The 14183-nt window shown below is 66.3% G+C and carries 14 protein-coding genes; 9 read left to right on the plus strand and 5 right to left on the minus strand.

From position 1 onward, the window contains the following. Positions 1-63 precede the first annotated feature (63 nt). Entirely contained in the window at positions 64-1326 is a 1263-nt protein-coding gene (locus tag METLW4_RS0116965; RefSeq protein WP_245258467.1) for a dicarboxylate/amino acid:cation symporter, read from the plus strand. 8 nt (positions 1327-1334) lie between these two features. Here METLW4_RS0116965 and METLW4_RS0116970 read toward each other — a convergent pair whose 3' ends face one another. Next, entirely contained in the window at positions 1335-2195 is an 861-nt protein-coding gene (locus tag METLW4_RS0116970; protein ID WP_018267429.1) for an HpcH/HpaI aldolase/citrate lyase family protein, read from the minus strand. 95 nt (positions 2196-2290) lie between these two features. Here METLW4_RS0116970 and METLW4_RS0116975 point away from each other — a divergent pair, with 95 nt between their 5' ends. From METLW4_RS0116975 to METLW4_RS0116985, 3 genes are read left to right on the plus strand one after another with little or no spacing between them, the layout of a single operon-like run. Then, a complete protein-coding gene (locus METLW4_RS0116975; protein WP_018267430.1) occupies positions 2291-3010 on the plus strand; it encodes a carbonic anhydrase in 720 nt (239 codons plus the stop codon). A gap of 1 nt (position 3011) precedes the next feature. Continuing rightward, positions 3012-3890: a TIGR01459 family HAD-type hydrolase gene (locus METLW4_RS0116980; protein WP_026191579.1), complete on the plus strand. Its 879-nt coding sequence runs from the start codon at positions 3012-3014 to the stop codon at positions 3888-3890. 59 nt (positions 3891-3949) lie between these two features. Further along, positions 3950-4426 (plus strand): MaoC family dehydratase, encoded by a 477-nt coding sequence (locus METLW4_RS0116985; RefSeq protein WP_018267432.1) that lies wholly within the window; start codon positions 3950-3952, stop codon positions 4424-4426. Positions 4427-4448: 22 nt separating this feature from the next. Here the strand turns inward: METLW4_RS0116985 and tam are convergent, their stop codons facing one another. Beyond that, on the minus strand, positions 4449-5222 hold the full coding sequence (gene tam, locus METLW4_RS0116990) for a trans-aconitate 2-methyltransferase (protein WP_018267433.1): 774 nt from the start codon (positions 5220-5222) through the stop codon (positions 4449-4451). A 286-nt stretch (positions 5223-5508) separates the two neighbouring features. Here tam and METLW4_RS26610 point away from each other — a divergent pair, with 286 nt between their 5' ends. Beyond that, positions 5509-6147: a hypothetical protein gene (locus METLW4_RS26610; protein WP_026191580.1), complete on the plus strand. Its 639-nt coding sequence runs from the start codon at positions 5509-5511 to the stop codon at positions 6145-6147. 3 nt (positions 6148-6150) lie between these two features. On the opposite strand, the gene METLW4_RS0117005 is transcribed toward METLW4_RS26610, so the two are convergent. After that, positions 6151-7062 carry a polysaccharide deacetylase family protein gene (locus tag METLW4_RS0117005; RefSeq protein WP_018267435.1) on the minus strand — a complete coding sequence of 304 codons (912 nt, stop codon included), beginning with the start codon at positions 7060-7062 and terminating at the stop codon, positions 6151-6153. Positions 7063-7156: 94 nt separating this feature from the next. On the opposite strand from METLW4_RS0117005, the gene mgtE reads away from it, so the two are divergent. The 3 genes from mgtE to METLW4_RS0117020 all read left to right on the plus strand — a co-directional run bounded on the left by mgtE (position 7157) and on the right by METLW4_RS0117020 (position 10001). Continuing rightward, positions 7157-8569: a magnesium transporter gene (mgtE, locus tag METLW4_RS0117010; RefSeq protein WP_018267436.1), complete on the plus strand. Its 1413-nt coding sequence runs from the start codon at positions 7157-7159 to the stop codon at positions 8567-8569. Between the two features lie 83 nt (positions 8570-8652). Beyond that, positions 8653-9612 (plus strand): GH25 family lysozyme, encoded by a 960-nt coding sequence (locus METLW4_RS0117015; protein WP_018267437.1) that lies wholly within the window; start codon positions 8653-8655, stop codon positions 9610-9612. Then, on the plus strand, positions 9609-10001 hold the full coding sequence (locus METLW4_RS0117020) for a hypothetical protein (protein ID WP_018267438.1): 393 nt from the start codon (positions 9609-9611) through the stop codon (positions 9999-10001). Before METLW4_RS0117015 ends, METLW4_RS0117020 begins: the two co-directional genes overlap by 4 nt. Positions 10002-10037: 36 nt before the next feature. On the opposite strand, the gene METLW4_RS0117025 is transcribed toward METLW4_RS0117020, so the two are convergent. Then, positions 10038-11321, minus strand: a complete 1284-nt coding sequence (locus METLW4_RS0117025) for a lysozyme inhibitor LprI family protein (RefSeq protein ID WP_018267439.1) — start codon at positions 11319-11321, stop codon at positions 10038-10040. 353 nt (positions 11322-11674) lie between these two features. Here METLW4_RS0117025 and METLW4_RS0117035 point away from each other — a divergent pair, with 353 nt between their 5' ends. Further along, positions 11675-12067: a hypothetical protein gene (locus METLW4_RS0117035; protein WP_018267441.1), complete on the plus strand. Its 393-nt coding sequence runs from the start codon at positions 11675-11677 to the stop codon at positions 12065-12067. A gap of 120 nt (positions 12068-12187) precedes the next feature. Here METLW4_RS0117035 and METLW4_RS0117040 read toward each other — a convergent pair whose 3' ends face one another. Beyond that, a complete protein-coding gene (locus tag METLW4_RS0117040; protein WP_026191581.1) occupies positions 12188-14041 on the minus strand; it encodes an alkaline phosphatase family protein in 1854 nt (617 codons plus the stop codon). Between the last annotated feature and the right edge of the window lie 142 nt (positions 14042-14183).

Here is a 14183-nt window from a genome sequence, read left to right on the forward strand (position 1 = left end):
CTAGGCCTATAAGGTTGACAATTCGCGTCATTTTCATGTCGGCGATCATTGGAGGACGAAAGATTGCGATCGATTGAGACCGGCCTCATCGCGCATTGGCGCGCCATTCCGCTCTATTCTCGCATCATCGTCGCGGTGGCGCTCGGCGTCGGCGCCGGCCTCGCGCTCGGCGATTCGGCGCATATTCTCGAGACGCCGGCCAAGCTCGTTCTGCGTCTGCTCGGCGCGCTGGCGCCGCCGCTCATCCTGCTCGCCATCGTGCAGGCGCTCATGCGCGCGCATCTCGGCGGCGGGCAGGCGCTGCGCCTCGTCGCTCTGCTGTTCACCAATACGCTCGTCGCGATTCTCATCGGCCTCGCCGTTGCGAATGTGCTGCAGCCCGGCGCCTGGACGACGGCGGCGCCCGCCGCGCCCGCGGAGAAAGCCGCGGCTGTCGGCGCCGATCCGCTGACGCAATTTCTCGACAGCGTGCCCAAGAGTCTTCTCGGACCTTTCGGCGACAATGGCGCGGTGATGGGCGTCATCTTCATCGCCGTCGCTTTCGGCGTCGCGCTGCGCGGGCTGCGCACGCATGAGGTACGCACGGTGGAGGATCTGGTGCATGTGGCGCTGACGAGCCTCATCGCCATTCTGCATTGGATCATCGATGTCGTGCCGCTCGCCGTCTTCGGCCTCATCGCCAGCATCGTCGGGGTGAAGGGCTTTCGCGATTTTTTCGCGCTCGGCGGATTCTTCATCGCCGTCGTCACCGCGCTGGCGCTGCAATTCCTCTATTATCTGCTGCGCATCAGGCTCGGCTCATGGGCGCGCCCGCTGCATGTGGTCGCCGGCATGCGCGATGCGCTGCTGATGGCTTTTTCGACCGGCAGCTCCACGGCGACCATGCCGCTCACCTATGAGCTCTTGCGCGAGCGCGTCGGATTGCGCGAGCAATCGGCGAGCATGGGCGCGCTGGTCGGCTCCAATTTCAACAATGACGGCACGGCGCTCTATGAGGCGATGGCGGCGCTTTTCGTCGCGCAATTGCTGGGGCTGCATTTGACGCTCGGCCAGCAATTTCTGGTGGTGCTGACCTCCATCGTCGCCTCTGTCGGCGCGGCCGGCATTCCAGAGGCCGGTCTCGTGACCATGACCATGGTGTTCCGCGCCGTCGCGCTGCCGACGGATTATATCGCGCTGCTGCTGACGGTCGACTGGCTCTTGGATCGCTGCCGCACGGCGATCAATGTGATGGGCGATGTGACGGTGAGCTGCCTGCTGGACGGAAAAACGCGGGCGAGCGAAACAGGAGAAGGCGAGGGCGCGTCGCCCCCGCCTCTCCGATAGGCCGCCGCTCAGGCCGCGGCGTAGAGCGCCAGCGTGCGCCGCGCGCCGTCGAGATGCAGGCGCTCGACCATGCGGCCGTCGATATGGGCGACGCCGATCGCCGCATTCTCCGGCGCGTCGAACAGCTCGACGATTCTGCGCGCGAATTCGATCTCGGCCGGCGAGGGCGCGAAGACCTCGTTCACCGTGGCGATCTGGCCCGGATGGATCAGCATTTTGCCGTCCATGCCGAGGTCGCGGCCCTGCTCGGCCTCGCGGCGCAGCCCGTCGAGATCATTGAAATCATTGTAGATGCCGTCGATGATATCGACATTGTGCAGACGCGCCGCCAGCACCGAGGCGGAGAGCCAGGCGACCAGCGCCGGACGGCCCGGCGTCAGCCGCGCCCGCGTCGATTTGGCGATGTCGTTCGGCCCCAGCATCATGGCCGAGAGCGGCGCCTCCTCGGCTGCGCTGGCGATTTTCTCAATGTCGAAGAGCGCGCGCGGCGTCTCGATCATCGCCCAGAGCGTGGTGTGGGCGGGGGCGCCGGCGGCTTTCATATCGCGCGCGGCGCGCAGAATATCCTCGCGGCTATTGGCCTTGGGGACGACGATGGCGTTGGGCCCCGCCGCGGCGACGGCGGCGATATCGGCGGCGTACCAGGGCGAATCGAAGACATTGACGCGCACGATGATCTCGCGGGTGCCATAGCCGCCGCCCTTCACCGCGGCGACGACCTGCTCGCGCGCCGTCTCCTTGGCGGCCTCGGCGACCCCATCCTCGAGCTCGAACATCAGCACATCGGCTGCGAGCGTCTTGCCCTTCTCCAGCGCTCTGGCGTTGGAGCCCGGCATGGCCAGCACGCTGCGTCGCGGTCGCGAAATCATGGCTCTCTTTTTCTCCCCTTGCCTCGTCGGTCGCGCTCCACAATAAAGGAGCCGCCGCCGGCGCGCCATCGCCCGGCCGTGTCCAGGGAGCGAATATGACCGAAGCCGGCCCGACAGAGCAGCCCGGCGACATTCTCCCCGCCCATCTCGAGAAGGGTTACGAGACCTTTCTCGCCGGGCGGTTTCGCAGCGAGCAGCAGAGATTCCACGAGCTGGCGGCGGAAGGCCAGAAGCCGCGGACGATGGTGATCGGCTGCTGCGATTCGCGCGTCGCGCCGGAGGCGATCTTCGACGCCGGGCCGGGCGAGCTGTTCGTCATTCGCAATGTCGGCAATCTCGTGCCGCCCTATGCGCCGGACAATCAGTATCACGGCACCTCCGCCGCGCTGGAATATGCGGTGATGGCGCTGAAGGTGCAGCATCTCGTCATTCTCGGCCACGCCCAATGCGGCGGCGTGCGCGCCTATGCGGAGAGCCAGGCCGATCCCTATACGCGGCCGCTCTCGGCCGGCGATTTCATCGGCAGCTGGATCAAGCTGCTGGCCCCGGCCGCCGAGCGCGCCGGCGCCATTCCAGACCCCGTCACGCCGGATTATGTCGAGCGGCTCGCCTTCGAATCGATCAAGCAGGGCGTCGCCAATCTGCGCAGCTTCCCCTGGATCGCGACGCTGGAGCAGCGCCATTATCTCTCGCTGCACGGCGCCTATTTCGGCGTGATGGACGGCAGGCTGCTGGCGTTGGACGAGGCCACGGGCCAGTTCTCGCAGGTCGCGCCGCAGGCCCATGCCGCCGCCTTCGCGCAGCCGCGGTTCTGATATGACGATTCCGCAGATTTCCGGCCTGTCGCAGCTCGCCGATCGCTATGATGCGATCCTCTGCGACGTCTGGGGCGTGCTCATCGACGGGCGCTCGCATTTTCCCGTCGCCGCCGAGGCGCTGGAAAAATTCCGCGCCCGCGGCGGCAAGGTGGCGCTCGTCACCAACGCCTCGCGGCCGAGCGAGGAGGTCCGCCGGCAGCTCGACGGCCTCGGCCTGCCGCGCGCCGCCTATGACGATCTCGTCAGCGCCGGGCAATTGACGCTGGAGCAGATGGTCGCGCGCGACGGCGAGGCGTGCCATCACCTCGGTCCGCCGCGCGACAATGGGCTTTTCGAGGCCGCCGATCGGCTGCTCGGCGGAAAATTCCGCCGCGTCCCGCTCGAGGCCGCCGATTATGTCGTCTGCACCGGGCTCATCGACGAGCGCCGCGAGACGCCGGACGATTATGCGGGAACGCTGGAGCGCATGCGCGCGCGCGGCCTGCCCATGCTCTGCGCCAATCCCGACATTGTGGTCGGCATCGCCGGCGAGCTGGTCTATTGCGCCGGCGCTCTGGCCGAGCGCTACGCCGCGCTCGGCGGCGAGGTGGTGATGGCCGGCAAGCCCTATCCGCCGATCTACGCCGCCGCTATCGGCCGCATCGCCGCTCTCGCCGGCGAGGCTCCCGCCCGCGTTCTCGCCATCGGCGACGGCGTGGCCACGGATTTGCTGGGAGCTTCCCGCGCCGGCCTCGACTCGCTGTTCCTGACCGAGGGCGTGCATCGCGACGAGCTCTACCCGCCGCCGGACCGCCGGCTGGACGCGGCCGCAATGGGGGCGCTTCTGGCCGGGGCCGGAGTCAAACCGGTTGCATTTGCGCCGTTTCTGGTGTGGTAGATGGAGAAACGGCCCGGCGGCCTCTTCCGCCCGGGCGACAAAGGCCGGTGACCGCATCCATGTCGACGCCCTTCAAGACCTATTATTTCGAAGACCTCGCCGTCGGAATGCGCGAGACCTTGATGAAGGCCGTCATGGACGACGACGTGATCGCCTTCGCCGATCTCTCCGGCGACCGCAATCCGATCCATTTGTCGGACCATTTCGCCAGCAAGACGCGCTTCGGCGAGCGCATCGTGCATGGGCTCTACACGGCCTCGCTGATCTCCACCGTCATCGGCATGTATCTGCCGGGGCCGGGCGCGGTCTATTTGTCGCAGACGCTGAATTTCCGCGCCCCGGTCAAGATCGGCGACGTGATTCACGTCGTCGTCGAGATCGTCGAGCTGATCGAGAAGGGCCGCCGCGCCCGCCTGCACTGCGAGTGCCTGGTGGACGGCAAGGTGGTGCTGGACGGCGAGGCCTGGGTCATGGTGCCGAGCCGCGAGCAGGCGACCCGCGCCGCGCAACTGGCCAAGCCCGCAGCCTCCGCCTGAGCCGCGGCGCGCGCGCGGCGGCTCATTTGCGGCGCGCCACGATGAACAGCCGCGGAAAGAGCAGCAGAATCTTTCCATCCGCCCGGCGCGGATAGGCGTCGGCGAGCGCCGCTCGATAGGCGGCGACGAAGCCGCGCGCCTCCTCCTCCGTCAGCGGCGCGAGAAATGGGCGCAGCCCCGTCGCCCTCACCCATTCCACGATCGCGTCCGCCCCCGCCAGCGGATGGGCGTAGGTCGTGCGCCAAACATCCGTCTCGCAGCCGGTTTCGTGCAGAAGATCGTAATAGGCCTCGGCGGAGAAGATTTTCGTCCGAACCGCCGAGGCGTCGCCGATCTTCTGCGCCCAGGGGCCGGCGGCGGCGGCCTCCCGCATCAGCCGATGGCTCGGCTCGTCCTGATTGTCGGGCATTTGCATGGCGAGAACGCCGCCGGGCGCGAGCGTGGCGACGAGGCGCGGAAGCAGCGCGCGATGATCGGGGAGCCATTGCAGCGAGGCGTTGGCGAAGAGGAGATCGGGCGCCGCGTCGGGACGAAAATCGGCGATGTCCGCCAGCGCGAAATCGGCGGCGGGGAGGCGCGCGCGGGCGGCGGCGATCATGTCCGGCGAAGAATCGACGCCGAGCAGACGGGCTGTGGGAAAACGCCCGGCCAGCAGTTCTGCGCTATTGCCCGGCCCGCAGCCGAGATCGATGATGAATCCCGGCGCCTCGAGCGGAATGCGAGCCAGCAGCTCGCGCGCGGGCCGCGTGCGTTCTGTCTCGAAAGTCGAATAGAGAAGCGCATTCCAGTCGGCCATGATCGAACCCGCTCATCCGTCGCGGCTTCTGCGGGCCCGGCTCGCATGGCGCCGTTCGGCCGCATCCTCTCTCGCCAATGCGGCGAGGATGCGGTCCTCGGGCGGTCTGCGGGCGGTCTTGGGCTCCATCGCGCGCGAGCTTGCGCGTCGCAGACACGGGGCGGCCCTTCCGGCGCCGAACTCGCGCCCTTTTTCGCCGCCACGCTCACGTAGAAAATCTCTTCGGCGCCAGCATGATAGAAAATGAGACGCGGCAATGTGGGACATGAGGCGAGGAGACAGGGGCATGAGCGTGAGACATGCGCTGCCCGGGGCCCTTCTGGCGGCTGGCCTCGTCGCCGCCGCCCCGGGCGTAGCGGGCGATCTCGGCTATCCGGCCTCCGCGCTCGGCGAATTTTCGGGCAAGCCGCGCAGCGCCTTCGACAATGCGCCGCCGCTCGCCGCGCCTTTCGTCCCGTCCGCGGACCCGGAGCAGACGGGGACCACGGCTCCCGCCCAAGCTCCTGTCCCGGCTCCTGTCCAAGCGCCGGCCCAAGTTCCTGCCCAAGCGCCTGTCCGAGCTCCCGTCCGAGCTCCCGCGCCGCGCCCGGCCGCAGCGCCGGCGCCGGTCGCGGAGGCCGAGGAGCCGGCGGAGACGCCGCCCTCCGAGACGGGCTCCGCTCCTTCTACGGGCGCGCTCGAGGAATATGAGGCGCGCTGCTTCGTCAAGCTCCAGGGCCGCGTCGTGATCGCCAAATCGTGCCGCATCCTGCGTGAGCCGAAGGAGGTCATCTTCGAGATCGACGAAGGCCCGCTGACGATCAAGCTGCGGCAGGGCCGCGTCTGGACCGCGCGGCTCAAGGATCGCGATCTCGGCGCCGTCTACCAGACCGGCCCCTGCTGGGGCGCGAAGGGCTTCTACGCCTGCGACCGCGGGCGGATTTGATCGCTACCGCGATTTCACCCCCCGGCCTTCCTCCTGCGGCTCGCTGCGCAGGCCCTTGGGGCCGAGCGTCTTGGCGATGATCCCTTCGGTCGCCGAGGTCCAGCCGGGCTTGGCGTGGACGATCGGCGTCGGCCCTTCGCCGGGGACGATGTGAACGAGGCGAAAGCCGCGCGCTTTCAGCTCGCGGAGAAAATCCGGCATCATCGCCGCGGTGGAAGGCCGCGGATCGTGGAACAGGATGACGCCCTTGCCGGCCGCCTGCAGCCGCGACATCACCAGATCCAGCTCGGCGCGTGGGGTCATCTCCTGCCAGTCCGAGGCCCAGAGATCGGCGCCGAAGACGGTGATATTTCGCTCGCCGAGCCAGCGCACCAGCTCCGGCGTGTCGGCGAAGCCGGGAAAGCGGAAGAAAGGGAAATGCGGCGAAGGCGCGCCGGCAGGAAAGCCCGCAGCGGCGTCGACGGCGTGGAAGCCTTTTTCAATGTCGGCCTGCGCGGCGTCCTCGCTCATCAGCCGCAGCGTGCGGGCGGGATGGCTGTAGGAATGATGTCCGGCGTTGTGGCCCTCGGCGACGATGCGCCGGACCAACGCCGGCGATTCCGCCGCATGGGAGCCGACGAGGAAGAAGGTCGCCCGCGCACATTCCTCTTTCAGCGCATCCAGCACGCGCTCGGTCGCGCCATGGGCGGGGCCGTCGTCGAAGGTCAGGACGACCTCGTGATCGGCCAGCGCCAGCGTGCGCGGATAGGTCTGCAGGCCGAGCGCCAATCCCTCGCTTCCGTCGATCGCGATCGTCCGCGAAACGCCCAGCGCCTGCGCGCCGCATTCGGCCGCTTGGGCGGCTGCGGGCGAGAAGGCGGCGGGCGTGAGCGCGAGCAGAGCCGCGGCGAGACGAAGAGTCGAAAGTACATGCATAGGCGGTTTGCTTTCCCGGCGTGGCGCGTTATGGGAGCCCTTGTCCCGGTCTCGCCGGCCGCTCGCCTCCCTCGCGCATCGATCAGGCCCCCATATGTCGCAAGACCATGAAAAATCGGCGCCTGCGGAAGGAAATTTTCGCGACGAGGAAACCGGCGAGCCGCGCGCCGATTTCGTCGCCGCGGTGGAAGAAGCCATCGCCGAAGGCGATTCCGGCCATGTGAAGGAGCTGGTCTCCCCGCTCCATGAGGCGGATGTCGGCGCGCTGATCGAATTGCTCGATCATGAGGAGCGCCCGCGCCTCGTCGAGCTGATGGGCGACGAGTTCGATTTCGCCGCTCTGACCGAGGTCGGGGAGTCGACGAGAGAAGACATCCTCGAGGAGCTGCCCGTCGCGACGCTCGCCGAGGCGATGCGCGAGCTCGAGAGCGACGACGCCGTCGCCATTCTGGAAACGCTGGAGCCCAAGGAGCAGGCGGAGGTCCTCGAGGCGTTGCCGGCGCAGGAGCGCATCGTGCTGCGCCGCTCGCTGGAGGCCGCCGAGGGCACGGCCGGGCGCCTGATGCAGACGACGCTGATCGCCGTGCCGCCCTTCTGGTCGGCGGGCGAGGTGCTGGATTTCTTCCGCGCCACCGAGCCGGACGAGCTGCCGGACAATTTCTTCGAGGTCTTCGTCGTCGATCCCGCCTATCGGCTGCTCGGCACGGTTTTTCTCGACGCGCTGGTGCGCGCCCATCCCAAGACGCGCGTCGAGGAGATCATGCAGGCGGATCGCCGCCGCGTGCAGTTCGACGAGGACACAGAGGAAGTCGCGCGCCTCTTCGAGCGCTATAATCTCGTGTCGGTTCCCGTGGTGGACGAGGCGGAGCGGCTCGTCGGCGTCATCACCATCGACGACGTCGTGGACGTCATTCAGGAGGCCGCCTCCGACGAGATCAAGGCGCTCGGCGGCGTCGGCCGCGACGAGGAGCTGACCGACAGCTTCTGGTGGGTGGTCAAGAGCCGCTTCGTCTGGCTGCTCGTCAATCTCTGCACCGCCTTCATCGCCTCCAGCGTTCTGAAGGCCTTCGAGACGGAATTGCAGCAGATGGTGGCGCTCGCCGTGCTGGCGCCCATCGTCGCCAGCCAGGGCGGCAATTCGGCGACGCAGACGATGACGGTGACGGTGCGCGCGCTGGCGACGCGCGAGCTCTCGCGCTCCAACGCCATGCGCATCATAATGCGCGAGCTCGCGACAGGAGCCTTCAATGGCGCGGCTTTCGGCCTCATCACCGGGCTCGTCGCCGCCAATTGGTTCCAGACGATCGGCCTCGGCCCGGTGATGGCGCTGGCCATGTTCACCAATCTCGCCGCCGGCGCGCTGGGCGGCATTCTGGTGCCCATGCTGCTCGAGCGCTGGAAGGTCGATCCGGCCGTCGCCTCCAGCGCCTTCGTCACCACCGTCACCGATGTCGTCGGCTATGGTTCCTTTCTGAGCATAGCCACGTTATGGTTCCGCCTTCGATGAGTCGCGCGGCCGAGCCTGCGGCGAATCGCGCCGGCCTTGGGGAATTAACGCTTCGTTACCGGCTTGCGGGATATTTTCGCGCAATGCGATCGAACGAGATTTTCGCGGCCGCGGCCGCCGTCCTCCTCTCCACGGCCCTCTCCGGCTGCGGCAGCGCCGTGGATCCGTCCTATAGCGCGCGCCCGCGCTTTGCGACCAGCGCGCCGCTGGTCAACACGCGCAAGGACCCGACCTATCTCGCCTATGCGGTGCCGGAGTCGCAGCTGCACGCCTATCCGGCGACGCGCAGCGCCGAATTCTCCGTGCATGGCGTCGATGTCTCCAAATATCAGGGCGATATCGACTGGCAGGCGGTGAAGGAATCCGGCGTCGGCTTCGCTTTCATCAAGGCGACCGAGGGCGGCGACGCGCTCGACTCCAAGTTCCAGCGCAATTGGGCGGCGGCCAAGGCGGCCGGCGTGCCGCGCGGCGCCTATCATTTCGTCTATTGGTGCCGCCCCCCGCATGAGGAGACCGGCTTCTTCAAATCCGTCGTGCCGGCGGAGCCGGACGCGCTGCCGCCCGTGCTGGACGTGGAGGCGACGCCCACTTCCCGCACTTGCAAGCGCACGCTCTATCGCGAGGAAGTGCTGCGCGACATGCGCGTCATGCTCGAAGATCTCGAGCGCCACTACGGCAAGAAGCCGATCATCTACAGCTCGGTGGATTTCTATCAGGCGATCCTGCATTCCGGCGCGCTGGCGGAATATCCGATCTGGGTGCGCTCGACCAAATATCATCCGGCCGTGCGCTACGGCGACCGCAAATGGACCTTCTGGCAATATCGCTCCGACGGCCATGTCCCCGGAATCTCCGTCGCCGTGGATCAGAACACGTTCAACGGCAGCCATGCGCAATGGCGGGAATGGCTCGCCGATCAGACCGGGCTGAAGGCGCAGCCGGTCGCCACGGCGGCGGCCAAGCCGATCGACGATCGCGGCATAGAGAAGCTGATCGAGGAAGACCCGGCGATGCTGCCCTCCGCGATGAAGAACGCGCAGTGATCCTGCGCCCGGCGCGCGCGGCCCTTCGGCTCGCCCTCGCGGCGACGCCGTTTGTCTCCGCGGCGGCGGGCTGCGAGGCCGGCGATCCGTCGCTCGTCGGCCATTATTATCTCAGCGGCGTGATGGAGACCGGCTCCGAGCTGCTGCTGCGCCCGGACGGCCGCTTCGACTATATGCTCGCCTATGGCGCGCTGGACGAGATCGCCTCCGGCTGCTGGTCGCGCCGGGGCGATGTGGTGACGCTCGCCGTCTCGAAGTTCGAAGCGAGCATGGACGATCCGATGAAATTCGATCGGCTCGAGCTCGCCGTCACGCCGCGCGGCGGCCTGTCGCGACGCTTCGAAGGCGGCCGCACCGGCGTCTATTCGCGGCCGCGCGGCGGGCGTTGAGCGCGGCGGGAGCTGAAAAAGAAATCCCAATAAGGATCACCGCCGCTCGTCTGTCCAGCGACCGCCGTTACGCCAATTCTCGAAGCGGGCGCGGGCAGGTGGCGGCCAAGAGGCGAGCGGGGGCTCGACCTGCGCCCTTTCTCTGTCGCGGCCGTTATCGCCGAACTTGTTCAGCGCGAAGTAGAATCCGCCTCCGGCGCGATCCCACACAGCGAGCGCGTCGCCTTCCTCGCAACCGAAGTGGGCGCCTCCGCGCCACACCGCGCCGCACCCCGAATACGCGACCGTATTCTGGTCCATCGCCAGACCATAGAGTTCCGGTTGCGGCATATCGGGGCTCCGATTTCGATAACCGCCGTTTGTCAGTTCCCACAAGGCGTTGGCCACGCGTCTTCTGTCGAGCGCCACGAGGCGAGACACGGCGGCGAAAAATTCCGCGTTACGCAGCGGCTCTATGACCTTCGGCTCCGGGCTCGCCGCAAGGCTCTGCATCGTCGAGCCGGGCGTCGGAAGAAACTGGATGACGCTCATGGTCAAATCTCCCGTTTTCGAGCGCCACTGCCTGACCTCGCCGTTAGAGAATGGACGCGCGGGCGAGATGAAGGCGAAACCATCCGCATTGCGCGTCGACCAGGGGTCTGGATCATTGTCCGAGTAGTCGTCGCTCGAACGCTCGCCGCAGATCTTTCCAAGCTCGTGACGCGCGACGGCGCCGGGCTTCCTGCTTTCAACGACATAGAATGTCGAGCAATTATTGTAATCGGCGGCGCCCTCCTCCACCAAGACTGCGTCTGTCTGGCCGTCCTTCCAGCGGTCGTGAATTGTGAATGGCGAGTCGACGAGTGAGTTGCGAGGCTCTTGCAGAACGATACGTCCGCGATGGTCGAGCGTGCGCAGACCGTCTTTCGGTTTGCCCCAGGCAAGGATTTCCGTCCCGATTCTGAGGCCAGCCGGCGGAACCGCTCCGGCTTCGGCGGTCGGGGCCGGCAGACGCCCCAGTCGCTTACTCGTGGTCTCCTCGATACAGTAGTCGAGCCCTCCTGCCGCTTTCGAGCCGCAGGCATTACGTACCGCGAGCCATCTTCGCTGCGCCTCCTGCATCTGGTCGTGCACAGGCTTGTCGCCCTTTTCTCGCAGGGATTTCAGCGCGGCGAAGTAGTTGCGCGAGATGACATCGTCCTGCCATTTGATCGGCGGATCGGCGCAGATGGTTTTTTCGACGAGCGTCGTCGCCTTGGCGCAGTCCATGGCTCGGGCTGTCGCGCCTGAAATCAGCAGCTCTGTCGCGACGAACGAAACGCGCAAAAAATGAGGCGTCAAAAGAAAAACCCTTACGGCAGTCTCGCCAGATCGTTCGCGGCGAACTATGAAAATTTCTACGCCTCCGGCGTGATCATTTTCAAGCTACGGTGGCGCTGATTTCCGTTACCGAGACCGTCGCCCATCGCCGCATCGGCGAAATTCGACATGCCCGCCGCCCCTCGCCCGATCGCTGGCCAAGGCGGACGAAATCGTCTAGTGTGGCCGCTCATACGAGAGCGTGAACGCTTTTGAAGGGTTCTCGGCGTCGTAATATCGACGCGGTTTCGAGCGTGTGCGCCGTTCAACGTAATTTCCAAAGGTCCGGGCGGGGAACGTCCGAGGCGACGTTTCATAGACGAAAGGATGGGGCCATGCGGCTTGCTGCGGCGATCTTCGCCACCTGCGTATCTTTTTCCGCGCTGGCGCTGGAGACGCCCGTCGAATCCTCTGCGGATACGGCCCCCGCCGCTGTGGCTCAGCTCGACGTTCGCGGACCCGAGACGGCGCCTGTCGCCGAGATCGCGCCTCTTCCGCCGGTGATCGAGCGCGTCGCGCAGCCGGCGCCCGCTGCGGCGCATCGCAAGCTGCATCATATCGCTCGGCGGCCCGGCGCGCTCGCGCATCGTCCGGCGCCGCCGCGCCGCCGCATGGAGGCGCGCGCGCCGCTGCTTCCGACGCCCGTGGCGGAGGCGCTGCGTCCCGCCCCGCGACGTTGCGAGAGCATCGCCTGCCCCCGCTTCGTGCTCGTCGGCGTCGGCTTCTGAAGCGAAGCGACCTCGCCGAATGACGCGGCCGCGCCCGGATAGGCGCGGCCTTTTTCGTTTCAGTTCCGAGGCGGGAGTTGAAAAGACCGCGTCGCATCGGACGCGGCCTCGGCGCGACGCTCAGCGATCGCGGCCGTGATGGCCGTGATCATGATCGTGATCGTCGTCGTGATCGCGATCGGCGAAGACGAAGAGATCGACGAGATCGCCGATCGCCGGCCGATTGGCGGGAATATAGGGATTCTCGCGCGAGGGAATCGGGTTCGGCAGATTGTCGCGGCTGAGATGCGAGACCGTCGGCAGCTTCCAGTTCCGCTCGATGAATTTCAGCAGCGAGACATGGTCGTAATAGGTGTGGTCGACATAGCCCTTCTTGGCGTAGGGCGAGACCACGATGAGCGGTATGCGCGTGCCGTCGCCGAAGAAGTCCACCGGCTGAATATAGCCCGAGTCGTAATAGCCGCCGCCTTCATCCGTGGTGATGAAGATCGCCGTCGAATCCCAGGCGGAGGAGTTCTGCACGCGCGCGATCAGCGTCTTCAGGAATTGCTCATAGAGATTGCTGGTCGAATCGGCCGGATGCGCGGCGAAGGCCTCGAAGGGACGCACGAAGGAGACGGCCGGCAGCGTGCTGTCGGTCAAATCCTTCAGGAAGGCGCCATAGTTCTGCAGCTTGGCGTATTCGCTCGTCGTCATCACCTGCAGATAGCCGGTGAGCGGATCGCAAATGCCGCAATAGGAGTGGAAGGGCGCGCCGCCAGTGACGGGGAAATTCACGCCATCGACCGAATTGGCGAAGACGGTGGCGTCGTCGCCGCGATCGGCGCTGTAATATTTCCACGACACATTATGCGCGTTCAGCACATCGACGATGGTCGAGGCCTTCTGCGGCGGCAGGGTGAAGTTCGTCGCGCCGAGCGTGCGCGTCGCGGAAGGCGTCTGGTTCCAATACATGTTGTAGTTGTTGACGAGGTAGTAATGCCCCGGCGCGCATTTGCGCTCATAGGTTCCGTGGCTGCGCAGCTGCTGATCGACGGCGGCGACGCCCGGCTGCGACAGATCATGGCAGTTCACATAGGAGCCGCCGCTGTAGCCGTCCTGCGTGTAGTAATTATTCGTGCCGCTGACCGGATCGGGATTTTCGATCTGATTGACGGGCGGCGTCGCGGGCGAGCCGTCGAGACGCGCGGGATCGGTGTAGAAAGCCGCATGGCCGGTGACGATCGCCTGGAAATTGGCGCCCGTGCCGCCCATCACCGCCTGATGGTAATTGTCGCTGATCGCGTAAGAATCGGCGAGCGATTTGAAATAGGGCGCGTCGCCGGTCTGCGCGGCGCCATTCGCATCCGTATAGGCGTTCATGTTGAAGAAGCCCATGGAGATCGCGCCCTCCTTGGGATCGAAGCCGGCCGGCGAATTGCCGTTGGAGCCGGTGCCGATGGTCTTCTCGACCCAGACGAATTTGTCGAGCTTGCCGCCGTCCCACTCCTGCCACATCTGGAAGAAGCGATGCACGGGGTCGCCAGTATAGGAGGCGTAAGAGACATATTTGCTGATCTGATAAGGACCATTGGGCAGATCGGCGGGGAAGCGCGCATCCGGCACGCCCTGCGGAACGCCGGCGGCGTAAGTGGTGTAGGGCTGCGGCAGGGTGGCGTAGGCGCCGGTCGACGGCGTCACGACCTCATAATGATAGAGATCGGAGCCGATGTTCTGCGCCGCCTTGGAGAAATTCGGACCGGGCGTTCCGTCGGCCTTGATGATGCCCTTGCTCAGCAGATTGTCGACGCTCTGGCCGGCGGCGGGACGATAGCCGCCGAAGAGATTGTCGAAGGTGCGGTTCTCGCCGACGACGATGATGACATGCTTGATCGGCGTCCGTGTGGACTCGGCCTTGGCGGCGATCACGATCGACGTCGCGGTGAGCGCTGTCGTCGCGAGACAGGCGCTCTTCAAAAGCAGGCGTATGTTCATGTGGCCCTCGCGTTTCCCAAGAAAAAGCACTTTTCCAATCTCGAGGCCGGCGCTCGCCGTGAGCGTCGCGGCAGGCAAAGCTAGCGAAGCCCGATCTCAGCGCGATGGCGGCGCAATGAAGCTCTCGTGACTGCCACGGCTT

This window comes from Methylosinus sp. LW4 (genome assembly GCF_000379125.1).
In the GTDB taxonomy this organism is placed as follows: Bacteria; Pseudomonadota; Alphaproteobacteria; order Rhizobiales; family Beijerinckiaceae; genus Methylosinus.

Coding starts and splice junctions, on each gene's coding strand:
- METLW4_RS0116970 (WP_018267429.1), bottom strand. CDS start 2,195: ATGATTTCGCGACCGCGACGCAGCGTGCTGGCCATGCCGGGCTCCAAC.
- METLW4_RS0116975 (WP_018267430.1), top strand. CDS start 2,291: ATGACCGAAGCCGGCCCGACAGAGCAGCCCGGCGACATTCTCCCCGCC.
- METLW4_RS0116980 (WP_026191579.1), top strand. CDS start 3,012: ATGACGATTCCGCAGATTTCCGGCCTGTCGCAGCTCGCCGATCGCTAT.
- METLW4_RS0116985 (WP_018267432.1), top strand. CDS start 3,950: ATGTCGACGCCCTTCAAGACCTATTATTTCGAAGACCTCGCCGTCGGA.
- tam (WP_018267433.1), bottom strand. CDS start 5,222: ATGGCCGACTGGAATGCGCTTCTCTATTCGACTTTCGAGACAGAACGC.
- METLW4_RS26610 (WP_026191580.1), top strand. CDS start 5,509: ATGAGCGTGAGACATGCGCTGCCCGGGGCCCTTCTGGCGGCTGGCCTC.
- METLW4_RS0117005 (WP_018267435.1), bottom strand. CDS start 7,062: ATGCATGTACTTTCGACTCTTCGTCTCGCCGCGGCTCTGCTCGCGCTC.
- mgtE (WP_018267436.1), top strand. CDS start 7,157: ATGTCGCAAGACCATGAAAAATCGGCGCCTGCGGAAGGAAATTTTCGC.
- METLW4_RS0117015 (WP_018267437.1), top strand. CDS start 8,653: ATGCGATCGAACGAGATTTTCGCGGCCGCGGCCGCCGTCCTCCTCTCC.
- METLW4_RS0117035 (WP_018267441.1), top strand. CDS start 11,675: ATGCGGCTTGCTGCGGCGATCTTCGCCACCTGCGTATCTTTTTCCGCG.
- METLW4_RS0117040 (WP_026191581.1), bottom strand. CDS start 14,041: ATGAACATACGCCTGCTTTTGAAGAGCGCCTGTCTCGCGACGACAGCG.